Origin of the sequence: Curvibacter lanceolatus ATCC 14669 (genome assembly GCF_000381265.1) — a bacterium.
Lineage (GTDB): Bacteria > Pseudomonadota > Gammaproteobacteria > Burkholderiales > Burkholderiaceae_C > Curvibacter > Curvibacter lanceolatus.
In genome coordinates, this window is record NZ_KB906270.1 from 1 (window position 1) to 26457 (window position 26457).

Here is a 26457-nt window from a genome sequence, read left to right on the forward strand (position 1 = left end):
CCTCCCGTCGGGCACGGCGAGCAGCGCAGACTTGGGCGGATAAAGGGCTCGCGTCTGTTTGAGCGCAGCGAGTTTAGCGAGACCCCGCCCAAGTTGAGCAGCGCAGCGGACCCTGCGCAGCAGGGCGTGCACGTCGGGTCGCCTTTCTTTGCTTACTTTCTTTGGCGAGACAAAGAAAGTGAGGCGCCCGCCGGGGCGCAATCCCGGCCTCCGCCCTCAAACGAAGCGCAAAGGGACCAGAGCGAAGCGGCGCAACAAGACCACAACCAAGTGGACAAGGCACATCATCCAGATGCAGCCCGCCTCAATCCGCAGGATGAAAAGTTACCCCTTCTCACCCACAAAAATCTCCACCCGCCGATTCCGCGCCCGCCCATCCGCGGTGTCATTGCTGGCCACCGGCTGATGAGAACCCCGGCCCTCGACCATGAAGCGGTCGAAGGGCACGCCACGGGCCACCAGGTAGTCGCGCGTGCTGGCGGCACGGTCTTGCGACAGGGGGTTGTTCACCGCATCGCTGCCGGTGCTGTCGGTGTGGCCCACGATGCGCACCTCGGCGCGCGGGTTGTTGCGCAGGCCCTCGGCAAAGCGGTCCAGGATGGGGCGCAGGTTGGGCTTGACCACGGCGCTACCGGTGTCGAACGAGATGTCGCTCGGGATGTCGAGCTTGAGCTGGTTGTCTGCGGTCTGCACCACCGTCACGCCGGTGCCCTGCGTGGCCTGCTCCATGGCGCGCTTTTGCTCGTCCATGTGGCGCGACCAGATGTAGGTGCCCAGGGCGCCGATGCCGGCCCCTACCACGGCCCCGGTGCCGGCGTTGCCGCCGGTGGCCGAGCTCAGCACCGCGCCGGCCAGGGCGCCGATGCCGGCACCGGCGCCGGTGCGGCGCTGGTTCTCGCTCATGTCGGCGCAGCCGCTCAGCAGGCCAACGGCCAGCACGGGGATCAGAATCAATGAGGATGGGGTGTTCTTGCGCATGATGGGTTCTCTCCTGGATCCAACAGACCGATGTCCGGCCAATCTACAGACCGCCCTGAAACGGACGGCGAACCCGCGTTGTAAGCGCAATTGCGGCGCAGTGCCGTGCCCAAAGTGCTATTTTTTGTGTGGTTTTTCGGCTTCAGCGCTCTCGGCACGCGCCGGTTCGCCGCCGCGGCGGCCCGAAAACATGGTCCACCAGACAATCGCCACCAGCACCAGCAAGGCCAGCAGGGCTTCAAGCAAAATCAGACCCATGATGAAAAGACTCCTGTGGAAGGCGGTGATGGCCGTCATTGTAGGAATGCTGGCTTCGTGCGCGAGCCCACCCCCCAGCAGCCCGACGGCCCCCGCCACCCCCCCGGCCACGCCCGGCGAACCCGCCACCCCCCTGCCGGGCTGGACGCTGAGCGAAGACGAAAGCCGCCCCTTGCCCCCGCCGCGTGTGCAGGGCAACAGCCGCTGGGTGCCGGTGCGCTGGGCCGAGCTGCCCGGCCTGGGGCAAGACCCGCTGTTCGAGGCCTGGAACGCCTGGATCAAGAGCTGCGAGCGCCCCGGCCCGGTGTTTGCCCCGCTGTGCGGCGAGGTGCGCCAGCTCAGCATCGCCACGCCCGAAGAGCAACTGGGCTGGCTGGTGCGCCGCCTGCAACCCTACCGGGTGGAGAGCCTGGACGGGCAGGCCGAGGGCCTGCTGACCAGCTACTACGAGCCCGTGATCCCGGCCAGCCGCCTGCCCGGCAACGGCTACAACGTGGCCCTGTACCGTGCCCCTGCCACCCTCAACCAGCGCCGGCCCTGGTACACGCGCCAGGAGATCGACACCCTGCCCGAGGCCCAGGCCGCGCTGCGCGGGCGCGAGATCGCCTGGATCGCCGACCCGGTGGAGGCCCTGGTGCTGCACATCCAGGGTTCGGGTCGGCTGCGCATCACCGAGCCCGATGGCTCGCAACGCCTGGTGCGCCTGGCCTTTGCCGGCACCAACGATCAGCCTTACAAGAGCGTGGGCCGCTGGCTGCTCGACCAGGGCCAGACCCGCGACGCCACCTGGCCCGGCATCCGCCAGTGGCTGGCGCAGAACCCGCAGCGCACCAACGAGCTGCTGTGGAGCAACCCGCGCTATGTGTTCTTCCGCGAAGAGGCGCTGTCCACCAGCGACGCCAGCCAGGGCCCGCGCGGCGCCCAGGGTGTGGAGCTGACGCCGGGCCGCTCGATCGCGGTGGACCGGCAGAACATCCCCTACGGCACGCCCATGTGGCTGGCCTCCAGCGGGCCCACGGCCCAGCTGCAGCGCCTGGTGCTGGCGCAGGACACCGGCAGCGCCATCATCGGCGCGGTGCGGGCCGACTACTTTGCCGGCTGGGGGGCCGATGCAGGCGAGCTGGCTGGGCGGCTCAAGCAGCCGCTGCGCCTGTGGGCGCTGTGGCCGCGCTGAGGCACGCGGTGCGGTCTTTTCGGCTGTGCTCGTCATGAAGTTGTCATGACCTCGGCCTAGGCTGCCCGGCTTGGCTGGGCTCGTCTTGGCCCGCGCTCTTGCTCTCGCCAACCCCTACCGGAAAGTTTGCCCCATGTCTGCAGATTCACACACCGCTTCACGCCGCCAGCTGCTGCGTGCCCTGGCCGCCGCCCCCCTGTTCCCCCTGGGGGGGCTGGCGGGTTGCGCCAGCGCCCCGGCGGCGCGCCCCGCGGCCTTTCGCTCGGTGCGTTTTGAAGGCATGGCGGCGCCCACGCTGGCCAACCCCCAGGCCATGGCCACGACCACGGTGCAGTCGGCCCTGAGCGTGACCCTGGCCGACGGCAGCCAGCGCACCCAGGCCCTGGCCTACCAGCCCTTTTTCATGACAGGCGAGATGCTGCCCGACGGGCAGGGCGGCCAGGTGCTGGCCGGCGGGTACTACGACATCCGCAACCAGCCCATCCTGGACCGCTCGCTGCCCGGGCGCGAGCGCCATTTCTACTCTGACTGCCCCGATGGCTCCTCGCTGCTGACCCTGCCCAAAGCCCAGGTGGCAGGGGTCAAGGGCAACACGGTGTTTGCCGTGGTGCAGTTCGAGTACGCCACGCGCAACCAGGCCGGCGCCGCCACCTACGGCCAGCTGCCTTCGCCCATCGCCGTGATCACGCTGGACCAGAACCCCGCCACCGGCGCGCTCAGCGTGGTCAAGTACCACAACGTGGACACCTCCTCGGTGCAGGGCCTGTGGATCACCTGCGGCGCCAGCCTGTCGCCCTGGAACACGCACCTGTCCAGCGAAGAGTACGAACCCGATGCCTTCGCCCTGGCCAGCAACGCCCAGTTCAAGGCCTTCAGCCAGAACCTGTATGGCGACGCCGCCAAGGCCAACCCCTACCACTACGGCCACCTGCCCGAGGTGACGGTGCTGCCCGATGGCACGGGCCGCATCGCCAAGCATTACTGCATGGGCCGCATCTCGCACGAGCTGGTGCAGGTGATGCCCGACGAGCGCACCGCCCTGATGGGCGATGACGCCACCAACGGCGGCCTGTTCATGTTCGTGGCCGACCGGGCCCGCGACCTCTCGGCCGGCACCCTGTACGTGGCCACCTGGAAGCAGACCTCCGGCGTGGGCGCGGGTGCGGGTGACATCGGCTGGATCCGCCTGGGCCATGCGACCAGCGCCGAGATCCGCGCCCTGGTGGACGGCGGCATCCGCCCCGGCGACATCATGGACGTCAAGACCAGCGACCCGGCCGACGCCAACTACACCCGCATCCCGTTCAACGGCAAGTTCAACTGGGTCAAGCTCAAGCCCGGCATGGAGAAGGCCGCCGCCTTCCTCGAAACCCACCGCTACGCCGCCCTGGTGGGCGGCAGCCTGGGCTTCACCAAGATGGAGGGCACCACGGTCAATGCCAAGGACAAGCGCGCCTACTCGGCCATGTCCTACATCCAGACCAGCATGCTCGATGGTTCGGGTGGCATCCGGGTGCAGGGCCCCAAGGCGGGCGCGGTGTACGAGCACGTGCTGCAAGGCGGCCAGAAGGACAGCAGCGGCCAAGCGATCGACAGCGAATGGGTGTCCACCCACATGGAGCCGCCAGCCGCCCTGGTGGGCGTGGACCTGAAGACCCCCGATGCGCTGGGCAACCTGGCGCACGCCGACCACATCGCCAACCCCGACAACATCAAGTTCTCCGAGAAGCTGCGCACCCTGTTCATCGGGGAGGACAGCGGCATGCACGTGAACAACTTCCTGTGGGCTTACCACGTCGACACGAAGCAGCTCACGCGCATCCTGTCGTGCCCCTCGGGGGCCGAGTCGACCGGCCTGCATGCGGTGGACGAGATCAACGGCTGGACTTACGTCATGAGCAACTTCCAGCACCCGGGCGACTGGGAAAAGCCGCTGCATGACAAGGTCAAGGACACGTTGGACCCGCTGGTGCGCGCCAATTTCAAGGACCGCTTCGGCGCCTCGGTCGGCTACCTGACCGGGTTCACGCCCAAGGCCTGATCAGCCATTTAGACGGACCTTCTCGGCGGGCGCTCTGGTTGGGTCAGCGCGGGCTGCTGGCCTTGCCGCCGGCCGGTGTCAGGTGCCCCAGGGGCAGGGCACTGCTGGCCTTGACCTCGCCCAGCGAGAAGCTGGTGTGCAGGTCTTTCACATTGGGCAGGTTGATCAGGCTTTTCAGCGCAAAGCGCGAAAAGCTGTCCAGGTCTTGGGCCACCACCTGCAGCTCGAAGGTGCCGGTGCCGCTGATGTAGTGGCAGCTGATCACCTCGGGCAACTGGCGGATTGCGTCCTCCAGCTTTTTGGTGGCGTCGCCGGTGTTGCGCTCGGCATCCAGCCGCACAAAGGCCAGCACGCCCAGGCCGATTTTTTGCCGGTCGATCTCGGCCCGGTAGCCCTTGATGAAGCCCGCCTCTTCGAGCGCCCGCACCCGGCGCCAGCAGGGGGCCGCCGACAGGCCCACGCGCTGCGCCAGCTCGGCGTTGGTCACCCGGGCATCCGATTGCAGTTCGTTCAGGATGGCGATGTCGAATTTGTCGAGGGAGTCCACGGGCTGAGGGGGCGAAAAGGTCGATCGGTTGGGGTGAGGGCCGCAGCATAGCCGACAAACAAAAAGAAAGGCCGGCGCAGGGCGCCGGCCTTCGGGGGCTGAATCCAGGGGCTCAGTCGAGGTAGTCGGAGTAATCCTTCTTGCCGTAGCCATCCAGCCGCGTCCAGGGTGGGGTGGCGGGGGCCGGGATGGCCTGCACCACGGTCTTGCGCGAGCCCTGGGGCCCGCTGGACTCCACGCTCACCGGCACCATCAGCTTGTGGTTCCAGACCACGGTCAGGCGGTTGTTGGCCTCCTGGCGTGTGTAGGTGGTGGTGTCGCCCACCGGCGCGGCGGCCTTGAGCTGCTGCAGCACGGCCGGGTCGATCAGGTGCCAGGCGGCGGGCCAGGAGCCATCGAAGCCCACGTTGCCGTAGTCGGTGCGGGCGATGTCGATCACCACCTTGTCTTCGGCCGACACCAGGCGCAGGCGCGGCTCGCCGCGCTCGTCGCGGGTGACCCAGCGTGCGGCGGCGGCCACGTCCAGGTGCTTGTGGGCCTTGTGGCCCTTGGCGTGCTCTTCGTCCGAGTGGGCGTGCGGCGGGATCACACGTTCGATCCACACCATCTGTGGGCGGCGGTGCACGCGCTCGCTGAACTCGGCGGTGCGCTTGACGCCATCGGCGCCCAGCGACACGCTGGTGTGGCGCACCTGCAGGTCCAGGCTGGGGCCGGAGCCGACGGCCTGGGCCCCACCCTGGGCCCCAGCTTGTGGCGTGCTCTGGGCCGTCGCCCAGGGCGCTGCGGCGGCCAGGCCGCAGGCCAGTGCGGCCTGCAGCAGGTGGCGGCGCGATGCGGTGTGGGTGCGCATCAGAAGCCGAAGGCCTGGCGCACCAGGGCGTTCACGCGGGTGTTGTCCAGCGTGCCCTTGAACGGGGCCTTGCCGGCGCCGGTGGCGAACAGCATCACATCGCCGCCGCCGTGGGTTTCCGAGCCGGCGCTGCCCAGCTGCACGCCCACTTCCTGCAGGTAGTCCTTGTTGCCCGAGGTGTCGACGTTGCTCAGGTCGTCACGCACCGACTTGCGCGGGCCGCCGCCGTTGCCGAACACCAGGGTGGTGTAGGGCTTGCCGTCGGCCGCCAGGGCGGTCTGCTTGGTGCGGTTGTTGGTGCTCTTGCCCAGGATGTCGTTGCCCTTGTGCGAGTAGCCGTTGAAGGCCATGGTGTGGTCGTGGTCGGCCGTCACCACCACCAGGGTGTTGCTCAGGTCGACCTTGGCCAGCACGGCCTTGATGGCGTCGTCGAAGGCGATGGTGTCGGCCAGGGCGCGCTTGGCATTGGTGCCGTGCAGGGCGTGGTCGATGCGGCCGCCTTCGACCATCAGGAAGTAGCCGCTGCTGTTTTTCGACAGCACGTCCACCGCCTTGGTGGCCATCTGGGCCAGGCTGGGCTCCTTGGCCGGATCGCGGTCCAGTTCGTAGGACATGTGGCCTTGCGACAGGGCCTGATCAAACAGGCCCAGCAGGCGGCCGTTGGGGGCTGCGTTGAGGCTGGCGAGGTCGTTCACGAAGGTGTAGCCCTGGCCCTGCATCTCGGCCACCAGGTCGCGCCCGTCGGGGCGGCCCTTGGGCGTGGTGCTGGCGTTGAAGGGGCGCCAGAAGTAGCTGATGCCGCCCAGCATCACGTCCACGCCCTTGCCCAGCGCGGTGTTGAAGCCGGCGCCACCGGGCACGGCCTGGCGCGAGATGTGGTACTCGGCATCGCGGTGGCAGATGTGCGAGTAGGTGGCGGCCGGGGTGGCGTGGGTCAGGCGGGCGGTGGTCACCACGCCGGTGGCCTTGCCGGCGGCAATGGCCTGTTCCAGCAGCGTGGGCACGCTGGCGCCGTTGCCGCTGGCCGGGCAGTTGTTGATGGCGTTGCTCACGCTGGGGCTCACGCTGGTGTCGGCGCCGGGCTTGATGGCCTGGGTGTTGCCGTCCATGGACAGCACTTCGTTGCGCATCTTCACGCCGGTCATGTAGGCCGCCATCGAGGGGGCGCTGTCGGTGGTCTGGGCGTCCAGCGAGTAGGTCTTGATGCGGGCGGTGCGCGGCAGGGTTTCCATGGTCAGCTGGCCCGACTCGCCGTATTTGTAGATGCGGCTGGCGGTGACGGTGACCGGGCCCATGCCGTCACCGAGGAAGAAGATCACGTTCTTGGCTTCACCGGCGGCGAAGGCCTGGCCGGCGCACAGGGCGCCCAGGGTGAGGGCCAGCAGGCGGTGTGCAAAGCGCGGGCCACGGGGCAGGGAGAGGTTCAACGGGTTCATGGCAGTGTTTCCAGATCTGGGGTGTGTGGCGGCGCTCATCAGAGGCCCATGGCGTTGCGGATCAGGCCGAACACGGCGGTGTTCTCGATCACGCCGGTGAAGCTTTCGGCGCCCTTGCCGATGGCGCCCAGGAACACGTCGGCGCCGCCGTGGGTCTCGCTGCCGGCGGCCACCGGGATGGTGGCTTCCTGGTGGTAGGTCTTGTCGAACACCTGGGCGTCGGTGAGCGCGGTGCGGGTGGCCTGGCGGTTCTCACCGTTGCCGAAGCCGATGATGGTGAAGGGGTTGCCGCCGGTGTCCTTGGCCAGCAGGCCGTCCACATAGCTGCGCAGCAGGCCCAGCACGCCAGGGTTGCTGTCGGAGGTCTTGCCGGTGCGGGCGGCGTAGCCGTTGAGCACCAGGGTGTGGTCGTGGTCGGCGGTGACGACGATCAGCGTGTTCTTCAGGCCCGGGTCCAGGGCCTGCATCTTGTCGATGGCGGCCTTGATGGCGTTGTCGAAGGCCACGGTGTCCTGCAAGGCCTTGCGGGCGGTGGTCTCGTGCAGCGCATGGTCGATGCGGCCGCCTTCCACCATCAGGAACATGCCGTTCGAGTTGCCCTTGAGCTGGTCGATGGCGCGGGTGGTCATTTCGGCCAGGCTGGGTTCCTTGCTGCTGTCGCGGTCCAGGTCGTAGGACATGTGGCTGGACGTGAACAGGCCCAGCAGCTTGCCGCTGGCGGGCAGGGCGTTGAACTCGGTGCGCGAGCCGGCAAAGTTGTAGCCGGCCTTCTTCATCTCGGCCACCAGGTCGCGGCTGTCGCTGCGGCTGCTGCCGGTGCTGCCCTTGGGCTGGAAGTGGCGCAGGCCGCCACCGAAGACCACGTCCACGCCGTCACCCAGCGCGGTGTTGAAGCCACTGCCGCCGGGCACCATCTGGGCGGCGATGGCGTTTTCGCCGTCGCGGTGGCAGATGTGCGAGTAGGTGGCGGCCGGGGTGGCGTGGGTGATGCGGGTGGTGGTGACCACACCCGTGGCCAGGCCCTTGGACTTGGCGATCTCCAGCAGCGTGGGCACGCTGCTGCCATTGCCGCTGGTGGGGCAGGTGCTGTCGGCACCCGACACGTAGTCGGCAAAGCTGGTCTTGTTGTAGGCCGAGGTGTCCGGGCTCATCGAGATGACTTCGTTGTTCATCTTCACGCCGGTCATGTAGGCCGACATCGAGGGGGCGCTGTCGGTGACCTGGGCATCGGCCGAGTAGGTCTTGACGAAGGCGCTTTCGGGCAGGGTGTCGATGGTCAGGCTGCCGTCTTCGCCGGCCGCGTAGATGCGGGCAGCGGTCAGGGTGGTCAGGCCCATGCCGTCGCCGAGAAAGAACAGCACGTTCTTGGGCGGGGTGCTGCTGCTGCCGCCGCAGGCCGTCAGGGTGGCCACCGCCAGGGTGGACGCGATCAACCAGGATTTCATGAGGTACTCCGCAAGGGGTCTTTACAAAGTCTTCAAATTTGTAACTTCTTCATGAAAGCCCTGTGACAGCCTTGGCCCGTGTGTTGGTATTCGGTGAATCCAGGAGCGTCGTCATCATTTTGTAGATTGCTGACTCTTTTCTGATTTTGAAATAATCTTTCTTTTAAGGCGATATTTAGAAAGATATTGAATTTTAAAAGCCTTTCCTGGGCACTATTCGCAAAGACTTATCAGGGCAGGCCGCATACACTTTCCCGAGCCGGCGGTCGCGTTTATTACCGCCTGTCACCCTCTGACAAATTCCCGCCCAGGGCCGCCCGAGTCGGCCCGCCAGGAGACAAGCCATGAATGCCCCTTTGCCCGAACACATCCGCCGTGCGCTCGAAACCGTGACGCTGGATGACAAATACAGCCTGGACTACGGTCGGGCCTTCATGAGCGGGGTGCAGGCCCTGGTCAAGCTGCCCATGCTGCAGCGCCTGCGCGATGCCCAGATGGGCAAGAACACGGCGGGCTTCATCAGTGGCTACCGGGGCTCGCCCCTGGGGGGTTACGACCAGGCCCTGGTCAAGGCCAGCCCCTACCTGAAGGCGCAGAACATCGTGTTCCAGCCGGGGGTCAATGAAGAGCTGGCCGCCACCGCGCTGTGGGGCACCCAGCAACTGGGTTTTGCCCCCGCCGGCACGCAGAAGTTCGACGGCGTGTTCGGCATCTGGTACGGCAAGGGCCCGGGGGTGGACCGCTGCTCCGATGTCTTCAAGCACGCCAACATGGCGGGCACCACGCCCTGGGGGGGGGTGATCGCCGTGGCCGGTGACGACCACATCTCGAAAAGCTCCACCGCCGCCCACCAGAGCGACCACATCTTCAAGGCCTGTGGCTTTCCGGTGTTCTTCCCGTCCACGGTGCAGGAGATCCTGGACCTGGGCCTGCATGCTTTTGCCCTGAGCCGGTACGCCGGCGTGTGGTCGGGCCTGAAGACCATCCAGGAGATCGTCGAGTCGAGCGCCACCGCCATGATCGACCCGGACCGGGTGCAGATCCAGATCCCCACCGACTTCGAGATGCCCCCGGGCGGCGTGCACATCCGCTGGCCCGACCATGCCCTGGACCAGGAAGCGCGCCTGTTCGACACCAAGTGGTACGCCGCCCTGGCCTACATCCGCGCCAACCGCCTCAACTACACCGCCGTGCAGGGAGCCAACGACCGCCTGGGCATCATGGCCAGCGGCAAGGCCTGGAACGACACCCGCCAGGCCCTGCTGGACCTGGGGCTGGACGACAACGCCTGCCGCGCGCTCGGCATCCGCCTGCACAAGGTGGGCGTGGTGTGGCCACTGGAGGCCCAGCTCACGCGTGAATTCGCCACCGGCCTGCAGGAGATCCTGGTGGTCGAGGAAAAGCGCCAGGTCATCGAGTACCAGCTCAAGGAAGAGCTGTACAACTGGCGGCCCGATGTGCGCCCCAACGTGGTGGGCAAGTTCGACGAGGGCGAGGGTGATTTCAGCGGCGGCGAGTGGGCCCGCCCCAACCCCACGGCCAACACCTTGCTGCGCGCCAATGCCGATCTGACCCCGGCCCTGATCGCCCGCGCCATCGCCAAGCGCCTGCGCCGCCTGGGCCTGCTGCCCGCCGGCGCCGACCTGACGGCACGCATCGACGCCCAACTGGCCATCCTGGAGGCCAAGCAGAGCGCCTTGAACGTGATCGAGGTGGCAGGCGTCAAGGGTGCTGACCGCCAGCCCTGGTTCTGCTCGGGCTGCCCGCACAACACCAGCACCGTGGTGCCCGAGGGCTCGCGCGCCATGGCCGGCATCGGCTGCCACTTCATGGCCACCTGGATGGACCGCGCCACCGTCGGCTTCACCCAGATGGGCGGCGAGGGCGTGCCCTGGACGGGCCAGCAGCCCTTCAGCACCGAAAAGCATGTGTTCGCCAACCTGGGCGACGGCACCTACTTCCACAGCGGCCTGCTGGCGGTGCGCCAGAGCATCGCGGCCGGCGTCAACATCACCTACAAGATCCTCTACAACGATGCGGTGGCCATGACCGGTGGCCAGCAGGTGGGCGAGCGCCCCGAGGGCCACTCGGTGGTCCAGATCGCCCAGAGCATGCGCGCCGAAGGGGCGCAGAAGATCACCATCGTCACCGACGAGCCCGAGAAGTACGAGAGCGTGCAGGGCCTGCCCGCGGGCATCGCCATCCAGCACCGCGACACCCTGGACGCGGTGCAGCGCGAGTTCCGCGAGCTCAGCGGCACCACCGTCATCATCTACGACCAGACCTGCGCCACCGAGAAGCGCCGCCGCCGCAAGCGCGGCAGCCTGGTCGATCCGGCCAAGCGCGTGGTCATCAACGAGCTGGTCTGCGAAGGTTGTGGCGACTGCGGCGTGCAGTCCAACTGCCTGAGCGTGGAGCCGCTGGAGACCGAGTTCGGCCGCAAGCGCACCATCAACCAGAGCAGCTGCAACAAGGACACCTCCTGCCTCAAGGGCTTCTGCCCCAGCCTGATCACGGTGGAGGGCGGCCAGCTCAAGAAGAAGGCCAAGGGCCAGGCCCCGTCGCCGTTCGAACTGGCCCAACTGCCCCAGCCCACGCTGCCCACCCTGACGCCCGAGCACGGTGGCGTGTGGGGCATCGTGGTGGCCGGTGTGGGGGGCACCGGGGTCATCACCATCGGGCAACTGCTGGGCGTGGCCGCCCACCTGGAAGGCAAAGGCATCGTCACCCAGGATGCGGCCGGTCTGGCCCAGAAGGGCGGCGCCACCTGGAGCCATGTGCTGATCGGCGAGCGCCAGGACGACATCCGCACCACCCGGGTGGGCATGGCCGCGGCCGACCTGATCCTGGGCTGCGACCCCCTGGTGGCCGCCGGCAAGGAAACCCTGATGCGCATGCGCGAGGGCCGCACCCATGTGGCGCTCAACTCGCACAGCACGCCCACCGCGGCCTTTGTGCGCAACACCGACTGGCAGAACCCGGCCGAGGCCTGCGCCGCCCAGATCGCGCGGGCGGTGGGCGAAGGCCTGGGCGCCTTCGACGCTGAAACCCTGGCCACCCGCATGATGGGCGACAGCCTGTATGTGAACCCCATGATCCTGGGCTATGCCTGGCAGCGCGGCTGGATTCCGTTGGGCCTGGCCTCCCTGACCCGCGCCATCGAGCTCAACGCGGTGGCGGTCGAGGCCAACAAGACGGCCTTCCACTGGGGCCGTCTGGCCGCGCACGACCCGGCGCTGGTGCGCCAGGTGCTGGCGCCCAGCCAGGTGGTGCAGTTCAAACCCCGCGAGACGGTCGAGTCGCTGGTGGCGCGCCGGGTCGAATTCTTGACCGCCTACCAGAACGCCGCCTATGCCGAGCGCTACCGCGCCCTGGTGGGCCGGGTGCAGCAGGCCGAGGCGGCCCTGGGCAAGACCGCGCTGAGCGAAGCCGTGGCCCGCCAGGCCTTCAAGCTGATGGCCTACAAGGACGAGTACGAGGTGGCCCGCCTGCACAGCGATCCGGCCTTCCTGGCCCGCATCGGGGAGCAGTTCGAGGGTGATTACAAGCTCAACTACCACCTGGCGCCGCCGCTGTTCGCCAAAAAGGACGCCAAGGGCCACCTGGTCAAGCAGTCTTTCGGGCCGGCCATGCTCACCGGCTTCCGCCTGCTGGCCCGGCTCAAGGGCTTGCGCGGCACGGCCTTCGATGTGTTTGGCCGCACCGAAGAGCGCCGCACCGAGCGCGCCCTGATCGCCGAATACCAGGCGCTGGTGGAGGAACTGTGCGCCGGCCTGAGCGCCGAGCGCCATGCCCTGGCGCTCGATCTGGCCCAGGTGCCCGAGCAGATCAAGGGCTATGGCCACGTCAAGGAGCGCAACCTGGCCGCGGCGCGCCAGCGCTGGAGCCAGCTGTTGGCTGAATGGCGCCAGGGCAGTGCCGCACGCAAGGCGGCCTGAGCTCTCCTGGGTGCGAGGGGCCCTCGCCCTGGCCACCCTGGCCGAAAGGCCCTCAACCCGGCTCGGCTTTGCGCCGGGCCGGCCTGTGGGCGCGGCCCGGGCCGGCCATGCCGTGGGGGCATTGGCGCCCCGATTGCCGCCGCAGCGGCCCGACATACAATCTTGCCAGCACCCGCCTGCCCGCCTTGCTGCGGTCAGCCTGCGGGCTTTCCTATTTATTTGTTACCCCCTGTGGAGTCTTCAGTGTTCATTTCTTCCGCTTTTGCCCAGACTGCCCCCGCTGCTGCCGCCGGTGGCGGCGACATCATGTCGTCGGTGACCAGCATGCTGCCTCTGGTGCTGATGTTCGTGGTGCTGTATTTCGTGATGATTCGCCCCCAGATGAAGCGCCAGAAGGAACACCGCGCCATGATCGACGCGCTGGCCAAGGGCGACGAGGTGGTGACCTCGGGTGGCCTGCTGGGCAAGGTGTCCAAGATGGGCGAAACCCATCTGAGCCTGGAAGTGGCCGCCGGCGTTGAAGTGCAGATCCAGCGCAGCGCTGTGGTGCAGGTCTTGCCCAAGGGCTCGGTGAAGTAAGTCTTACCGTGCGATTCCGGCAGTGGCCCAGCCCCAGGCGGGCGGTCACTGCGTCTCTTCATTAGTCAGGTACCAGCGCGATCATGAACCGTTATCCGGTCTGGAAGTACGCGATCATCTTGATCGTGTCGCTCTTCGGGGTGCTCTACACCCTGCCCAATTTCTTTGGCGAGTCGCCCGCGGTGCAGGTGTCTTCGGGCAAGGCCACCCTCAAGCTGGATGCCTCCATGCTCAAGCGGGTGGATGAGGTGCTTGGTGCGGCCGGCCTGAAGGCCGAGGCCACCAGCTTTGACGGCAACTCCGTCAAGGCCCGCTTCAACACCACCGACGATCAGCTCAAGGCCAAGGATGCGCTGCAGCACGCCCTGGTGCCCGATGCCAACGACCCCTCCTATGTGGTGGCGCTGAACCTGTTGTCGAGCACGCCCGAATGGCTGCGTGCCGTGCGCGCGGCCCCGATGTACCTGGGCCTGGACCTGCGCGGTGGCGTGCACTTCATGCTGCAGGTCGACATGGAGGCGGCGCTGACCAAGAAGGCCGAATCCCTGTCGGGCGACATCCGCACCCTGCTGCGCGAGAAGAACGTGCGCCACGGCGGGATTTCCCGCAACGGCCAGACGGTCGAGGTGCGCGCCCGCGACACCCAGACCCTGCAGGCCGCCCGCGCGGTGATCGCCGACCAGCTGCCTGATCTGCAGATGGTCGAGTCGCCCGATGGCAGCGATTTCAAGCTGACTGCCACCCTCAAGCCCGAGGCCGCGCGCAAGGTGCAGGAGATGGCGCTCAAGCAGAACATCACCACCCTGCACAACCGGATCAATGAGCTGGGTGTGTCCGAGCCGGTGATCCAGCAGCAGGGCCAGGACCGCATCGTGGTGCAGTTGCCCGGCGTGCAGGACACGGCCAAGGCCAAGGACATCCTGGGCCGCACTGCCACCCTGGAAGTGCGCATGGTCGACGAAAGCTCGGACGCTGGCGCCGCCGCCATTGGCCGCGGCCCGGTGCCTTTCGGCAGCGAGCGCTACCCCGACCGCAACGGCCAGGCCCTGGTGGTCAAGAAGCAGGTGGTGCTGACCGGTGAGAACCTCACCGACGCCCAGCCCGGCTTCGAGAGCCAGACCCAGGAGCCCACCGTCAACCTGACGCTGGACGCCAAGGGCTCGCGCATCTTCAAGGACGTCACGCGTGAGAACGTGGGCAAGCGCATGGCCATCATCCTGTTCGAAAAGGGCAAGGGTGAGATCGTGACCGCGCCGGTGATCCGCTCCGAAATCGGGGGCGGCCGGGTGCAGATCTCGGGCCGCATGACCGCCATGGAGGCCACCGACACCTCGCTGCTGCTGCGTGCCGGTTCGCTGGCCGCTCCGATGGAGATCATCGAAGAGCTGACCATCGGCCCCACGCTGGGGGCTGAGAACATCGCCAAGGGCTTTCACAGCGTGACCTGGGGTTTCCTGGTCATCGTGGCCTTCATGTGCCTGTACTACATGATGTTCGGCGTGTTCTCCTGTCTGGCCCTGGGCCTGAACCTGCTGCTGCTGGTGGCGGTGCTGTCGATGATGCAGGCCACCCTGACCCTGCCGGGCATTGCGGCCATGGCGCTGGCGTTGGGCATGGCCATCGACTCCAACGTGCTGATCAACGAGCGCGTGCGCGAAGAGCTGCGCAGCGGCGCCTCGCCGCAGGCGGCCATCCATGCCGGTTACGACCGTGCCTGGGCCACCATCCTGGACTCCAACATCTCCACGCTGATCGTGGGCCTGGCCCTGCTGGCCTTCGGCTCGGGCCCGGTGCGGGGCTTTGCGGTGGTGCACTGCATCGGCATCCTGACCTCGATGTTCTCGGCCGTGTTCTTCTCACGTGGCCTGGTCAACCTCTGGTATGGCCGCAAGAAGAAGCTCAAGTCCGTGGCCATTGGCACGGTGTGGCGCCCTGATGGCGACGGCACGGCCGTGGCCCAGGCCGATTGAGCCCGCAAGACTGATGAACGGCCAGCCCCGGGGTCGGGTGCTGGCCCAGCAAGGACAAAGCGATGGAATTTTTCAAGATCCGCAAAGACATCCCGTTCATGAAGAACGCGCTGGTGTTCAATGTGATTTCCTTTCTCACCTTCGCCGCGGCGGTGTTCTTCCTGCTGACCCGGGGCTTGCACCTGTCGGTGGAGTTCACCGGGGGCACGGTGATGCACGTGGCCTACGTGCAGGCGCCCGAGCTCGAGAAGGTGCGCAGCACCGTCACCGGCCTGGGCTTTGACGATGTGCTGGTGCAGAACTTCGGCAGCTCCAAGGACGTGATGATCCGCCTGCCGGCCCAGAAGGGCGTGAGCTCGGCGCAGCAAAGCGACAAGGTCATGGGCGCCCTGAAGGCGCTGGACGCTGAAGCCAGCCTGCGCCGCACCGAGTTCGTCGGCCCACAGGTGGGCGAAGAGCTGGCGCACGACGGCCTCAAGGCCCTGGGCATGGTGGTGCTGGGCATCATGGTGTACTTGGCCTTCCGCTTCGAGTGGAAGTTCGCGGTGGCCGCCATCATCGCCAACCTGCACGATGTGGTCATCATCCTGGGCTTTTTTGCCTTCTTCCAGTGGGAGTTCTCGCTGGCGGTGCTGGCCGCGGTGCTGGCCGTGCTGGGTTACTCGGTCAACGAGTCGGTGGTGATCTTCGACCGGATCCGTGAGAACTTCCGGCGCTTTCGCAAGATGAACACGGTGCAGATCATCGACAACGCGATCACCTCCACCATCAGCCGCACCATCATCACCCACGGTTCGACCCAGATCATGGTGCTGTCGATGCTGTTGTTCGGTGGCCAGACTTTGCATTACTTTGCCATGGCCCTGACCATCGGCATTCTGTTCGGCATCTATTCTTCGGTGTTCGTGGCCGCGGCGATTGCCATGTGGCTGGGCATCAAGCGCGAGGACCTGATCAAGGGCCCGGTGCGCAAGGAAGGCGACCCAGACGATCCGAACGCGGGTGCCACGGTCTGAGTTCCCGTCTCTGAGTTCCTCACGGCCCTGCGATGGTCTTCAGCCCCTCTCCACCCCCCCCAGAGCTGGGCGCCCAGGTGCGCCGCCGCTTTGTGGATGTGCTGGTCCAGGGTCTGCCTGCCTTGGCCGAGGGCTGCGAAACCCAGTTGCTGGCACTGGCCAGCCAGACCGGCACGGCGCGCGACATGCAGATGCACCGCGATGCCTGGCTGGGTTGGCAGCAACACCGCAAGGCCTTCGTCGAAGGCCTGCAGGCGGCTTGGCTGAAGGCCTTGCATCCGCCCGGCTCGGCAGCACCGCGTGCCGAGCCGCTCGACATGATGAACCTGCAGCTGGTGGGCGACGATGTGCTCGACAACCAGATCACCGCCTCGCGCATGGCCCAGGCCCTGTCTGATCGTGTAGGTGCGGGCTTTCAGGAGTTGCGTGGCAAGCTGCAGGAGCTGCCGCGGGGGGGGGATCTGAGCGCCGACGACGTGCTGCGACCCGAAACCCTGTGCCAGCACCTGATCGAGCAATGGGTGGCCAGCGGCTTGAACCGCGAGGTTCTGCTGCTGCTGTCCGAGCGCCTCAAGGAGAGCCTGGCGCCCCAGATCCAGGAGGCTTACCGCCAGGCCAACCAATGGTTGCAGCAGCGTGGCGTGGTCGCGTCCGATGATCTGCGCAGCCGCGTCAAGCGTGCGCCCGCCTCACCTGGGGTGATGGACGCGGGTGCTTCGGGCGCGGTCCCGGTGTCGGCCAATGCTGAGCTGAGCGGCCGGCCCGGTGCTTCCGGTGACGGCTCGGCCCGCATGCAGGCGGCTCGCGCCACCGGTGATGAGACCCAGTTGCTGTCCGGCAGCTCGCCGCTGATGCGCGCTCGGGCCCGGGCACATGGCTTGATCGGCCAGTTGCAGCGCCTGCTGGTGCGCTCTGTGGGCGATGTACCCGCCGTGGCCGCCTTGTCCTCCCAGGGCTTCAGCCTGGGCTCTGTGGAGGCGGGGGGCGGTGCGGGCCTGGCGCAGGGGCTGATGGCGGTCCGTGGCAGCGCACCGGCCAGCGAGGCTCTGGCCCAGGCCCTCACGCCCATGCTGACCACTGGGGCCAGCATGGGGGGTATCGGCCAGCGCATGGCTGCGGTGCAGAACCTGTTCATGATGGAGGCCACACCGGCCGGAGTGGCGGCTGCAGCCGGCGCCTTGCGCGACAAGTCGGCCGAGCTCAAGAAGAAGACGGCCAACCCGGCTGAAAAAGCCACCATCGAGATCGTGGCCTTGATGTTCCAGAGCATTCTGTCCGAGGAGCGCCTGCCGCCGGCGATCCGGGTCTGGTTTGCCCGGCTGCAGGTGCCCGTGCTGCGGGTGGCCCTGGCCGAGCCCGAGTTCTTTGACAACCTCAGCCACCCGGCGCGCCTGCTGATCGACCGCATGGGCTCGTGCGTGCTGGGCTTTGACGACAACGCAATAGCCGACTCTGCCCTGGAGGCCGAGATCCGGCGCGTGGTGCAGGTGATCGAGCAGTACCCCGAGACCGGTCGTCGCGTGTTCCAGCTGGTGCACGATGAGTTCCAGAAATTCCTCAACCGCTTCCTGACCGAAAAAGGCAAGACGGCACGTCTGGTGACCGTGGCCCAGCAGGTCGAGCAGAAAGAGGCGCTGGCCATCCAGTACACCATCGAGATGCGCAACATGCTCAAGGACATGCCGGTGCGCGACGAGATCCGCGATTTCCTGTTCAAGGTGTGGTCCGAGGTGCTGGCCCTGTCGGCGGTGCGCAGCGGCCCGCAGCACGAGAGCACGGTGGCGTTCAAGAAGGCTGCGGCCGATCTGGTGTGGGCCGCCAGTGCCAAGCCCAACCGGTCTGACCGCGCCCGCGTCATCCATGACCTGCCCATGCTGCTGCAGCACCTGCGCAAGGGCCTGGCCATGCTGGGGGTGACCGGGGCGCCGCAAGAGGCGCACATCAAGATCCTCAGCGAGACCCTGGCCGATGCCTTCCTGTCCAAGACCGAGGCCATCCCGCAGGCCACCATCGATGCGATGGCCAAGCGCCTGACCCACCTGGAAGACTACGTCACCGAAGAGGGGCTGGACGAGCTGCCGCTGGATGCCGAAAGCCTGGAGGTGATGCTGGGGGTGGATGGCGCCGCGCTCACCGTGGTGGCTGGCGGAGGCACCCAGCCCAGCGAGGACATGCTGGCCTGGGCTCTGGAGCTGCAGACCGGGCTCTGGTTCTCGCTGGACCACAACGGTTCGGTCAAGCAGGTGCAGTACGCCTGGCGCAGCGACCGGCGCCAGTTGCACCTGTTTGCGGCCATGGATGGCACCAGCTACCTGATCCAGCTGCGCCGCCTGGCGGCCTACCTGCAGGCCGGCCTGATGGTGCCCCAGGAGGAAGAGACCCTCACCTTGCGGGCCACCCGCGACGCCCTGGCCAAGCTCGACGCCAATCCCGAACGCCTGCTCAACTGAGGCCGGGGCTGGCCGCGTTGGCGGCCCTTTCAAGACGTCAATGCGCTTTCAGTGCAGCGTCTGCGTGCTGCGGTCGTGGCACAGCTCGTCGAGCACCAGGGCGCAGGGCTCGTGGTCGAACTGCCAGAACACCATGCGGATGATGATCTTCAGCTCGTCCAGGGTCAGCGGGCGGTCGTGCGCGGCGGTGGCGCGGTCCATCACCACCTCGTGCAGCTCGGTCGGCAGGGCCTTGGCGGCCTGCAGGAACAGCAGAAAGCCCAGGCCTTCGGAGCCCAGGTGCTCGATCTCGCGCGGCAGGTAGGCGCGCACGCTGTCGTGGCGCGCCGCCTGCACGCGGGGGCGGGTGAGCGGGGGTGTGCTGCTGCCATGGCGCGGCACCACGGCGCGCATGCCCGCGGCGGTCTGTTGCAGATCCTCCAGCCAGTCGAGTGCCTGCTCGATCTCCTCCGACTCGAATCCGACCGCTGTCAGCTTGTGGCTCAGCTGCGTCAGTTCGGGGCAGGCGTCGCTGCGCCCATAGTTTTCGTACACAAAGACCAGAACATCCATCATCCGGGCAATATAGCCGAGTTCGCCAGACGGCCCTTGGGGCCTGCCGAGGCTGGCGCTTTCGTTGCCTTTCAAGCCATGCCGATGCGCTGAAAGCGCCCACCCGGCAGGCGGCTGAGCTGGCCGTTGAGTTCCAGCGTCAGCAGCCGGGCCTGCAGCGCCGGGGTGGGCCAGCCGCAACGGGCTTGCAGGGTGTCCAGCGTGCAGGGCTCCTGGCCCAGGGCGACCAGCACCTCGTCGGCGCTGTCGGCCTCAGCATCGCTGTCGGCCTCTTCGCTGCTGGGAGCCATCGGCAGGCCCAGCTGCACGGGATGGCTTGAGGCCGCGGGCAGTTCTTCCAGGATGTCGTGCACGGTCTCCACCAGTTTGGCGCCTTGTCGAATCAAGGCATGACAGCCTTTGGACTGAGGTGAGTGGATGGAGCCGGGGATGGCAAACACCTCCTTGCCCTGTTCTGCAGCCAGCCGGGCCGTGACCAGTGAGCCCGAGGCGAGCGCGGCCTCCACCACCAGGGTGCCGCGCGACAAGGCCGCGATCAGCCGGTTGCGTTTGGGGAAGTTGGCCGCCAGGGGCGGGGTGCCCAGCGGGTACTCGCTCAGCATCACCCCCTGCAACGCCACGCGGTGGGCCAGGTCGCGGTGCTGGCGTGGGTACACGCGGTCCAGGCCGGTGCCCACCACGGCCAAGGTGGGCCACAAGGCGGCGTCTGCGCTGCCGGTCGCGGCGCTCAGGGCCCCTTCGTGCGCTGCCCCATCAATGCCCAGGGCCAGGCCGGACACCACGCAGAAGCCCTGGCCGACCAGGCTGGGGGCAAAGGCCTGTGCATTCTCCAGGCCCTGGGCGCTGGGGTTGCGGCTGCCCACCACCGCCACGGCCTGCAGCGGCCCGTCGCTGCGTGGCAGCGGCTGGCCACTCAGGGCATACAGCATCAGAGGGGGATCGGCCAGTTGCAGCAGGTCGGCCGGGTAGGCCGGGTCACCCAGGGTCAGCACCTGGTGGCACAGGCCTTCGGCCGGGGTCTGCAACCAGCGCCAGGTGTGCTCCAGCAGGGCCTGCAGGCCTGCGGGGGGCTGGCTCAGGGCCCGGGCCTGGGCGGGTGTGACGAGTTCGTTCAGGCGGCTGGGCGTGACCTCGAACACGGCCTCGGCCGAGCCCAGGGCCGCCAGCAGGCGCCGGGCGCTCTGGTTGCCCACGCCCGGGCTCAGCGTCAGGCGCAGCCAGGCTTGGAGTTCTTCGCGTTGCAGCGCCATGGCGGGTACACGGGCACCGACGGTGGGGGGCCGCGATCAGCGCGGGTTGACCAGGCGGTCGCCCACCCGCACGGCCTGCTTGATCTCCAGGATCAGCGCGTACGAGATGCGGTCGAAGCAACGGAACACCATCAGCAGGCCGTTGCGTTCGTCGGGCAGCTTCATCTTGACGCGCGAGCCGTCGCTGGTGTCCAGCAGTCGGGCCCCTTCGCTGAGGATGGCCAGCACATGGCCGGGTTCGATGCCGTCGCGCGTGCCCAGGTTGATGGCCACGATCTGGTTCTGCGCCGCATTGGCCACCGCGCTGCCATAGATCGAGGCCACGCGGCCGCGCTCGGTGGGCACCAGGGGGGCGCGTGGCACGTAGTTCATCAGCTGGCGGGGCGGCTCGGGCAGCAGCCGGTCGCCAGCGCGGATCTCTTCCTTGATCGAGGTGATGTCGATCGAGGCGGGGATGACCTCGGTCGGTGGCGGCGGCTTCTTGGCGGCCGGGTAGCCGCCCTCGCTGACGTTGCTGGCCGGGAATTCGCGCAGGACCGGGGTGTCGTCGGGCTCGTCCTGTGCGCCTTCGGCGCGGATCAGGCGGGCGCGGCCCAGGTACTGGGCCTCGTAGCCCAGGATCTTGCCGTCGTTCGGGTCCTTGATGGGGGTGGCGCTGCGGAACACCCGGAAGTCGCGGGGCATGCCTGGGTTCATCAGCAGTGGGGTGCTGGCTTCACCCCGGGCGTAGGCGCGGTCGCCACGGCTCATCAACACCCGGTCGTCCTGGGCGGCCACGATGTGGGGCGCCTGCAGCAGGGTGTTTTCGTCGACCACCACGGGCTCGGCCAGAAAGGGCTCGATCAAATGGCTGCGCAAGGTGGGCAGGGCGTTGTCGGCCAGCGATTCGTAGCGCGAGCGCGGGGACACACGCACGGTAGGGATGTCGGCAGAGCCGTCGGCGGGACTGAGGCTCAGGCGGGCCAGGCCGTTCTGGCGGATCAGGTAAAGGGTCTGGCCGGGGTAGATCAGGTGCGGGTTGCTGATCTGTTCGAAGTTCATGCCCCACAGCGCTGGCCAGCGCCAGGGCTTTTTCAGGAACACGCCCGAGATGCCCCACAGGGTGTCGCCGCCTTTGACGGTGTAGGTGTTGGGGGCGTCGGTGGCCAGTTCGCCTTCGGGAACGCCGTTCTGGGCGGCTTGTTGGGCACTGGCTTTTTGGTCGCTGGTGATGGGGTAGCGCTGCGCCCAGGCGGGCGCAGTGGCAAGGCCCAGCATCGAGAGGGCGGAGAACGTGATCAGCCGTCGGTCGCTGCGCACGGGCTGATGGTGGTGGTCTTTTGGCATTCCTGCAGCTCCCGGGGTCCGCCGTCAAAGCTCGGCTTTAACCCGGCGGAACGTCACAAAACGGGTCAGATTTTGCGCCCAAGCCCTTGATTGGGCAATGAAAAATGAACCCTGGCCCGGAGGGGCCAGCCAAAAGTGGCGAAAATAGCGACAACTGCTGCGAAACGCCATGGCTCTTCTACCTATTCTCTGTTACCCCGACCCCCGCCTGCACAAGGTGGCCAAGCCCGTCACCGTGTTTGACGAGCGCCTGCAACAACGCGTTGCCGACATGTTCGAGACCATGTACGACGCCAAGGGCATCGGCCTGGCCGCCACCCAGGTGGATTTCCACGAGCGCCTGATCGTGATCGATGTGTCCGAGGACCGCGACCAGCCCCTGGTGCTGATCAACCCCGAAATCACCTGGGCCAGTGAAGAGCACCACGTGGGTGATGAAGGCTGCCTGTCGGTGCCGGGCATCTACGACGGCGTCGAGCGCTCGGCCGCGGTGCGTGTGAAGGCGCAGGACGCCCAGGGCCAGTCGCGCGAGATCAGTGCCGAGGGCCTGCTGGCGGTGTGCATCCAGCACGAGATGGACCACCTGCTGGGCAAGGTGTTCGTGGAATACCTGTCGCCGCTCAAGCGCAACCGCATCAAGACCAAGATGCTCAAGCTGCAGCGCGAGGCCCGCTGATGAGGCTGCTCCGGGCTTGGCACGGTCTGGCTTCGTGCCTGCTGGCGCTGGGCCTGGCGGGCTGCGCCGGCGGGGTGGGGCCGCGCTTTCCGATGTCGCAGCCGCTGGGCTCGACCCGGGCTGAGGTGCTGACTCGCTTGGGCGCGCCCACGGCCAGCTACCCCCTGCCTCAGGGCGAGCGGCTGCAGTACTCGTTTCTGCCCGCCGGGGTGACGGTCTACAACCTGGACCTGGATACCGAAGGCCGGCTGCAGCGTGTGGACCAACCCCTGCTGAAAAGCCGCATCGACACTGACATGGTGATCGACCAGACCCGGGCCGAGGACATCCGCCTGCTGTATGGCCAGCCCTTGCGCGTCGACCAGGTGGCCCGCTTCGAGGGCACGGTCTGGGTCTACCAGTTTCTCGATCTCAACGAACCTTTCTATGCCTACCTGCACCTGGATCCCCAAGGCGTGTTGCGCCGCGTGGTCTACCAGCCGGTTCGCAACCCGCCCAATGGGCACCACCGTGGATGACACCCGCCCTCGGGCGGCGCTGAACGCATGAGAGTGATTTTTGCCGGTACGCCGGAGTTTGCCCGTGTGGCACTGGAGCGGCTGCATGCCGCCGGGTTCGAGGTACCGCTGGTGCTCACCCAGCCCGACCGGCCTGCCGGTCGGGGCCTGAAGCTGCAACCCTCACCCGTCAAGCAATGGGCGCTGGAGCAGGGCGTGGCCGTGGCCCAGCCGCGCAGCCTGCGGCTCGACGGCAAGTACCCCGATGAAGCGGCGGCGGGACGCGAGGCCATCCTGGCGGCCCAGGCCGACGTGATGGTGGTGGCCGCCTACGGCCTGATCCTGCCGCAGTGGGTGCTGGACACCCCGCGCCTGGGCTGCCTGAACATCCACGCTTCGCTGCTGCCGCGCTGGCGCGGGGCCGCCCCCATCCACCGCGCCATCGAGGCGGGTGACGCCGAGACCGGCGTCACCATCATGCAGATGGACGCCGGCCTGGACACGGGCGACATGCTGCTGGTGGAGCGCCTGCCCATCACCGACACCGAAACCACGGCCGGTTTGCACGACCGCCTGGCCGCCCTGGGCGGCCGGATGATCGTCGAAGCCTTGGAGCTGGCCGCCTGTGGCGGCTTGCGCGCCGTGCCGCAACCGGCGGAGGGCGTGAATTACGCGCACAAGATCGAGAAGGCCGAGGCCGCGATCGACTGGGCTCTCCCGGCCGAGGTCATTGGCCGCCGGGTGCGTGCCTTCGATCCTTTCCCGGGCGCCCAGACGGTGCTCGGGGCCGAGGTGATCAAGGTCTGGTCCGCCACGCCAGAGGTCGGCGAGGGTGACACTCCGGGGCGCATCCTGGCGGTGGATGAGCGCGGTGTGCTGGTGCAGTGCGGTAACGGCCGGCTGCGCCTGGACGTGCTGCAGCGCGCCGGCGGCAAGCGCCTGCCGGTGGCTGATTTTCTGCGCGGCTTCCCCTTGCAGGTGGGTGCCGTGCTGGGCGCGGCTGCCTGAGTCCGGACGCCCCGATGTTTCTGCGCCCCACCCACTACCGCCACCCGGCCTTCTCGGCCGGCATGGCCCAGATGTGGCCCCAGGCCCCGGGCATTGCCGCCTGGGGGCTGATGACGGGCGTGGCCATGGTCAAGTCGGGCATGAGCGTGTTCGAGTCGGTGCTCATGACCCTGCTGGTGTTTGCCGGCAGTTCGCAACTGGCGGCCATTCCGCTGCTGGTGGCCGGCGCGCCGGCCTGGGTCATCCTGGCCACGGGCTTTTGCGTCAACCTGCGCTTTGTGGTGTTCAGCCTGCACATGCGCCCGTACATGATGCATCTGCCGCTTTGGGAGCGCCTGATGCATGGCTACCTGACGGCCGATCTGACCTATGTGCTGTTCACCCGCCAGTACCCCAAGCCGGGCGCGACCGCTGATGAGCGCCTGGCCCAGACGGCCTATCTGGCCGGCAACTGCGCAGTCAACTGGGGCAGCTGGATCTCGGCCAGCCTGGTCGGTGTGGTGGCGGCCAATTTCATTCCCACCCAATGGGGGCTGGGCTTTGCGGGCATTCTCTGCCTGATCGGCATCCTGTGTTCGCTGGCCAGCACCCGCTTGCGGCTGGTGGCGGTCGGCGTGGCGGGCGTGGCGGCCGTGGTGGCCTATGCCTTGCCGCTCAAGCTCAACATCGTGGCGGCCATCGCGATCGCCGTGCTGCTGTGCCTGAGCCTGGAGCGTTTTGAACCCCAGCGCCCGGCCGGCGCCCCCCACTGAAGCGCATCGCTCGAAAGCACCTGATGGGTACCACCGACCTCTGGACCGTTGCCGTCATCATCGGCCTGGCCTGCGTGACCGTGATCGCGCGCAGCTTCTTCTTCATGTCGAACAAGCCCTGGGGCCTGCCGCACTGGGCCCAGCGGGGGCTGCAGTACGCGCCCATCGCGGCCCTGGCTGCGGTGGTGGTGCCCGAGGTGGTGATGGTGCAGGGCCACCTCACGCCCTCGCTGCAGGACGCGCGCCTGTATGGCGCCTTGGCCGGTGCGGCGGCCTACTACTGGAAGAAGAACGTGCTGCTGACCATCGTGCTGGGCATGGCGGTGTACCTGCCGCTGCACATTGGCCTGGGCTGGTAAGGGGCAGGCCTGGCCGATGGCCAGTGCTCTGTCAGTTTGGCGAAGCCCATGCTTCTAGAATGGAAGGGTTTTGTCCAGAACCGAAGCCAAGCCATGAACGTCATCCGATTTTCCGACCTGTGCGCCAGCGGCCAAGCCCGCGACAAGCGCGTCTTCATCCGAGCCGACCTGAACGTGCCCCAGGACGACGCCGGCCACATCACCGAAGACACCCGCATCCGCGCCAGCGTCCCCTGCATCCAGATGGCGCTGCAGGCTGGCGCCGCCGTGATGGTCACCTCGCACCTGGGCCGCCCGACCGAGGGTGAGTTCAAGCCCGAAGACTCGCTGGCCCCCGTGGCCAAGCGCCTGGGCGAGTTGCTGGGCCGCGACGTGCCCCTGGTCTCCAACTGGGTGGATGGCGTGACCATTGCCCCGGGCCAGGTGGTGTTGCTGGAAAACTGCCGCCTCAATGTGGGCGAGAAAAAGAACAAGGAAGAGCTGGCCCGCAAGCTGGCCGCCCTGTGCGACATTTTTGTGCACGATGCCTTTGGCACCGCGCACCGCGCTGAAGGCACCACCTACGGCATCGCCCAGTACGCCCCCGTGGCCTGTGCCGGCCCGCTGCTGGCCGCCGAGATCGATGCCATCACCCAGGCCCTGGCCAACCCCAAGCGCCCGCTGGCGGCCATCGTGGCGGGCAGCAAGGTCAGCACCAAGCTGACCATCCTGCAAAGCCTGGCCAAGAACGTCGACCAGCTGATCGTGGGCGGCGGCATCGCCAACACCTTCATGCTGGCCGCCGGCCTGAAGATCGGCAAGAGCCTGGCCGAACCCGATCTGCTGGGTGAGGCCACGGCCGTGATCGCGGCCATGAAGGCGCGTGGCGCCGAGGTGCCGATCCCTACCGATGTGGTGGTGGCCAAGACCTTTGCCATCGATGCCCCGGCCACGGTCAAGAAGGCCACCGAGGTGGACGATGACGACCTGATCCTGGACATCGGCCCCGAGACGGCTGCCCGCCTGGCCACCCAGCTCAAGGCCGCCGGCACCATCGTCTGGAACGGCCCGGTGGGCGTGTTCGAGTTCCCGGCCTTCGAGAACGGCACCAAGGTGATCGCCCAGGCCATCGCCGAATCGAGCGCTTTCAGCATCGCCGGCGGTGGCGACACCCTGGCCGCGATCGCCAAGTACGGCATCGAAAAGCAGGTGGGCTACATCTCCACCGGCGGTGGCGCCTTCCTGGAAGTGCTGGAGGGCAAGACCCTGCCGGCCTTCGAGATCCTGGCTCGCCGCGCCAGCGAGCAGTGATTTCCCGGCCCGAACCTGAGCCCTTCCAGGGCCAGGGTCGGACACAAAAAAGCCCCGTCATCGAC

General features: G+C 67.5%; 21 protein-coding genes. 13 read left to right on the plus strand and 8 right to left on the minus strand.

All coding sequences use genetic code 11. From position 1 onward, the window contains the following. Window positions 1–324: 324 nt before the first annotated feature. Window positions 325–978, minus strand: a complete 654-nt coding sequence (locus F624_RS0123865; RefSeq protein ID WP_031256081.1) for a YiaD family glycine zipper/OmpA-like lipoprotein — start codon at window positions 976–978, stop codon at window positions 325–327. Window positions 979–1168: 190 nt separating this feature from the next. Here F624_RS0123865 and mltA point away from each other — a divergent pair, with 190 nt between their 5' ends. Both mltA and F624_RS0123880 read left to right on the plus strand, forming a co-directional pair. Continuing rightward, a complete protein-coding gene (gene mltA, locus F624_RS0123875) occupies window positions 1169–2410 on the plus strand; it encodes a murein transglycosylase A (RefSeq protein WP_084679637.1) in 1242 nt (413 codons plus the stop codon). 133 nt (window positions 2411–2543) lie between these two features. Beyond that, complete coding sequence (locus tag F624_RS0123880) at window positions 2544–4451, plus strand: PhoX family protein (protein WP_019576898.1); 1908 nt, start codon at window positions 2544–2546, stop codon at window positions 4449–4451. Between the two features lie 43 nt (window positions 4452–4494). Here F624_RS0123880 and F624_RS0123885 read toward each other — a convergent pair whose 3' ends face one another. The 4 genes from F624_RS0123885 to F624_RS0123900 form a co-directional block, all read right to left on the minus strand. Next, window positions 4495–4998, minus strand: a complete 504-nt coding sequence (locus F624_RS0123885; protein WP_019576899.1) for an Lrp/AsnC family transcriptional regulator — start codon at window positions 4996–4998, stop codon at window positions 4495–4497. Between the two features lie 112 nt (window positions 4999–5110). Next, the gene (locus tag F624_RS0123890) at window positions 5111–5848 is read right to left on the minus strand and encodes a hypothetical protein (protein ID WP_019576900.1); all 738 of its coding nucleotides are present in this window, start codon (window positions 5846–5848) and stop codon (window positions 5111–5113) included. After that, complete coding sequence (locus F624_RS0123895) at window positions 5848–7284, minus strand: alkaline phosphatase (protein ID WP_019576901.1); 1437 nt, start codon at window positions 7282–7284, stop codon at window positions 5848–5850. Before F624_RS0123895 ends, F624_RS0123890 begins: the two co-directional genes overlap by 1 nt. Before the next feature lie 38 nt (window positions 7285–7322). After that, window positions 7323–8729, minus strand: a complete 1407-nt coding sequence (locus F624_RS0123900; protein WP_019576902.1) for an alkaline phosphatase — start codon at window positions 8727–8729, stop codon at window positions 7323–7325. Window positions 8730–9073: 344 nt separating this feature from the next. Here F624_RS0123900 and F624_RS0123905 point away from each other — a divergent pair, with 344 nt between their 5' ends. From F624_RS0123905 to F624_RS0123925, 5 genes are all read left to right on the plus strand, one after another. Next, on the plus strand, window positions 9074–12667 hold the full coding sequence (locus tag F624_RS0123905) for an indolepyruvate ferredoxin oxidoreductase family protein (RefSeq protein ID WP_031256089.1): 3594 nt from the start codon (window positions 9074–9076) through the stop codon (window positions 12665–12667). A gap of 243 nt (window positions 12668–12910) precedes the next feature. Next, a complete protein-coding gene (gene yajC, locus F624_RS0123910; protein WP_019576904.1) occupies window positions 12911–13246 on the plus strand; it encodes a preprotein translocase subunit YajC in 336 nt (111 codons plus the stop codon). Window positions 13247–13329: 83 nt separating this feature from the next. Further along, window positions 13330–15216, plus strand: a complete 1887-nt coding sequence (gene secD, locus F624_RS0123915) for a protein translocase subunit SecD (RefSeq protein WP_019576905.1) — start codon at window positions 13330–13332, stop codon at window positions 15214–15216. A 62-nt stretch (window positions 15217–15278) separates the two neighbouring features. Next, window positions 15279–16232, plus strand: a complete 954-nt coding sequence (secF, locus tag F624_RS0123920; RefSeq protein WP_019576906.1) for a protein translocase subunit SecF — start codon at window positions 15279–15281, stop codon at window positions 16230–16232. 32 nt (window positions 16233–16264) lie between these two features. Continuing rightward, a complete protein-coding gene (locus tag F624_RS0123925; RefSeq protein ID WP_019576907.1) occupies window positions 16265–18682 on the plus strand; it encodes a DUF1631 domain-containing protein in 2418 nt (805 codons plus the stop codon). Between the two features lie 48 nt (window positions 18683–18730). Here the strand turns inward: F624_RS0123925 and F624_RS0123930 are convergent, their stop codons facing one another. From F624_RS0123930 to F624_RS0123940, 3 genes are all read right to left on the minus strand, one after another. Next, entirely contained in the window at window positions 18731–19237 is a 507-nt protein-coding gene (locus F624_RS0123930) for a Smg family protein (protein ID WP_019576908.1), read from the minus strand. Window positions 19238–19305: 68 nt separating this feature from the next. Then, the gene (gene dprA / locus F624_RS0123935) at window positions 19306–20478 is read right to left on the minus strand and encodes a DNA-processing protein DprA (RefSeq protein ID WP_031256092.1); all 1173 of its coding nucleotides are present in this window, start codon (window positions 20476–20478) and stop codon (window positions 19306–19308) included. A 42-nt stretch (window positions 20479–20520) separates the two neighbouring features. Continuing rightward, window positions 20521–21810 (minus strand): LysM peptidoglycan-binding domain-containing protein, encoded by a 1290-nt coding sequence (locus F624_RS0123940; RefSeq protein WP_019576910.1) that lies wholly within the window; start codon window positions 21808–21810, stop codon window positions 20521–20523. A 169-nt stretch (window positions 21811–21979) separates the two neighbouring features. On the opposite strand from F624_RS0123940, the gene def reads away from it, so the two are divergent. From def to F624_RS0123970, 6 genes are all read left to right on the plus strand, one after another. Further along, complete coding sequence (gene def / locus F624_RS0123945; protein WP_031256093.1) at window positions 21980–22486, plus strand: peptide deformylase; 507 nt, start codon at window positions 21980–21982, stop codon at window positions 22484–22486. After that, window positions 22486–23004: a hypothetical protein gene (locus tag F624_RS0123950; protein ID WP_019576912.1), complete on the plus strand. Its 519-nt coding sequence runs from the start codon at window positions 22486–22488 to the stop codon at window positions 23002–23004. Before def ends, F624_RS0123950 begins: the two co-directional genes overlap by 1 nt. Window positions 23005–23031: 27 nt before the next feature. Continuing rightward, window positions 23032–23991, plus strand: a complete 960-nt coding sequence (gene fmt, locus F624_RS0123955; RefSeq protein WP_031256097.1) for a methionyl-tRNA formyltransferase — start codon at window positions 23032–23034, stop codon at window positions 23989–23991. A gap of 14 nt (window positions 23992–24005) precedes the next feature. Beyond that, a complete protein-coding gene (locus tag F624_RS0123960; RefSeq protein ID WP_019576914.1) occupies window positions 24006–24743 on the plus strand; it encodes an AzlC family ABC transporter permease in 738 nt (245 codons plus the stop codon). 23 nt (window positions 24744–24766) lie between these two features. Next, window positions 24767–25102 carry an AzlD domain-containing protein gene (locus F624_RS0123965; RefSeq protein WP_019576915.1) on the plus strand — a complete coding sequence of 112 codons (336 nt, stop codon included), beginning with the start codon at window positions 24767–24769 and terminating at the stop codon, window positions 25100–25102. Window positions 25103–25195: 93 nt separating this feature from the next. Further along, window positions 25196–26392, plus strand: a complete 1197-nt coding sequence (locus F624_RS0123970) for a phosphoglycerate kinase (RefSeq protein WP_019576916.1) — start codon at window positions 25196–25198, stop codon at window positions 26390–26392. Window positions 26393–26457 lie beyond the last annotated feature (65 nt).

Coding starts and splice junctions, on each gene's coding strand:
- F624_RS0123865 (WP_031256081.1), bottom strand. CDS start 978: ATGCGCAAGAACACCCCATCCTCATTGATTCTGATCCCCGTGCTGGCC.
- mltA (WP_084679637.1), top strand. CDS start 1,169: ATGGTCCACCAGACAATCGCCACCAGCACCAGCAAGGCCAGCAGGGCT.
- F624_RS0123880 (WP_019576898.1), top strand. CDS start 2,544: ATGTCTGCAGATTCACACACCGCTTCACGCCGCCAGCTGCTGCGTGCC.
- F624_RS0123890 (WP_019576900.1), bottom strand. CDS start 5,848: ATGCGCACCCACACCGCATCGCGCCGCCACCTGCTGCAGGCCGCACTG.
- F624_RS0123895 (WP_019576901.1), bottom strand. CDS start 7,284: ATGAACCCGTTGAACCTCTCCCTGCCCCGTGGCCCGCGCTTTGCACAC.
- F624_RS0123900 (WP_019576902.1), bottom strand. CDS start 8,729: ATGAAATCCTGGTTGATCGCGTCCACCCTGGCGGTGGCCACCCTGACG.
- F624_RS0123905 (WP_031256089.1), top strand. CDS start 9,074: ATGAATGCCCCTTTGCCCGAACACATCCGCCGTGCGCTCGAAACCGTG.
- secD (WP_019576905.1), top strand. CDS start 13,330: ATGAACCGTTATCCGGTCTGGAAGTACGCGATCATCTTGATCGTGTCG.
- secF (WP_019576906.1), top strand. CDS start 15,279: ATGGAATTTTTCAAGATCCGCAAAGACATCCCGTTCATGAAGAACGCG.
- F624_RS0123925 (WP_019576907.1), top strand. CDS start 16,265: ATGGTCTTCAGCCCCTCTCCACCCCCCCCAGAGCTGGGCGCCCAGGTG.
- F624_RS0123930 (WP_019576908.1), bottom strand. CDS start 19,237: ATGATGGATGTTCTGGTCTTTGTGTACGAAAACTATGGGCGCAGCGAC.
- F624_RS0123940 (WP_019576910.1), bottom strand. CDS start 21,810: ATGCCAAAAGACCACCACCATCAGCCCGTGCGCAGCGACCGACGGCTG.
- def (WP_031256093.1), top strand. CDS start 21,980: ATGGCTCTTCTACCTATTCTCTGTTACCCCGACCCCCGCCTGCACAAG.
- F624_RS0123950 (WP_019576912.1), top strand. CDS start 22,486: ATGAGGCTGCTCCGGGCTTGGCACGGTCTGGCTTCGTGCCTGCTGGCG.
- fmt (WP_031256097.1), top strand. CDS start 23,032: ATGAGAGTGATTTTTGCCGGTACGCCGGAGTTTGCCCGTGTGGCACTG.
- F624_RS0123960 (WP_019576914.1), top strand. CDS start 24,006: ATGTTTCTGCGCCCCACCCACTACCGCCACCCGGCCTTCTCGGCCGGC.
- F624_RS0123965 (WP_019576915.1), top strand. CDS start 24,767: ATGGGTACCACCGACCTCTGGACCGTTGCCGTCATCATCGGCCTGGCC.
- F624_RS0123970 (WP_019576916.1), top strand. CDS start 25,196: ATGAACGTCATCCGATTTTCCGACCTGTGCGCCAGCGGCCAAGCCCGC.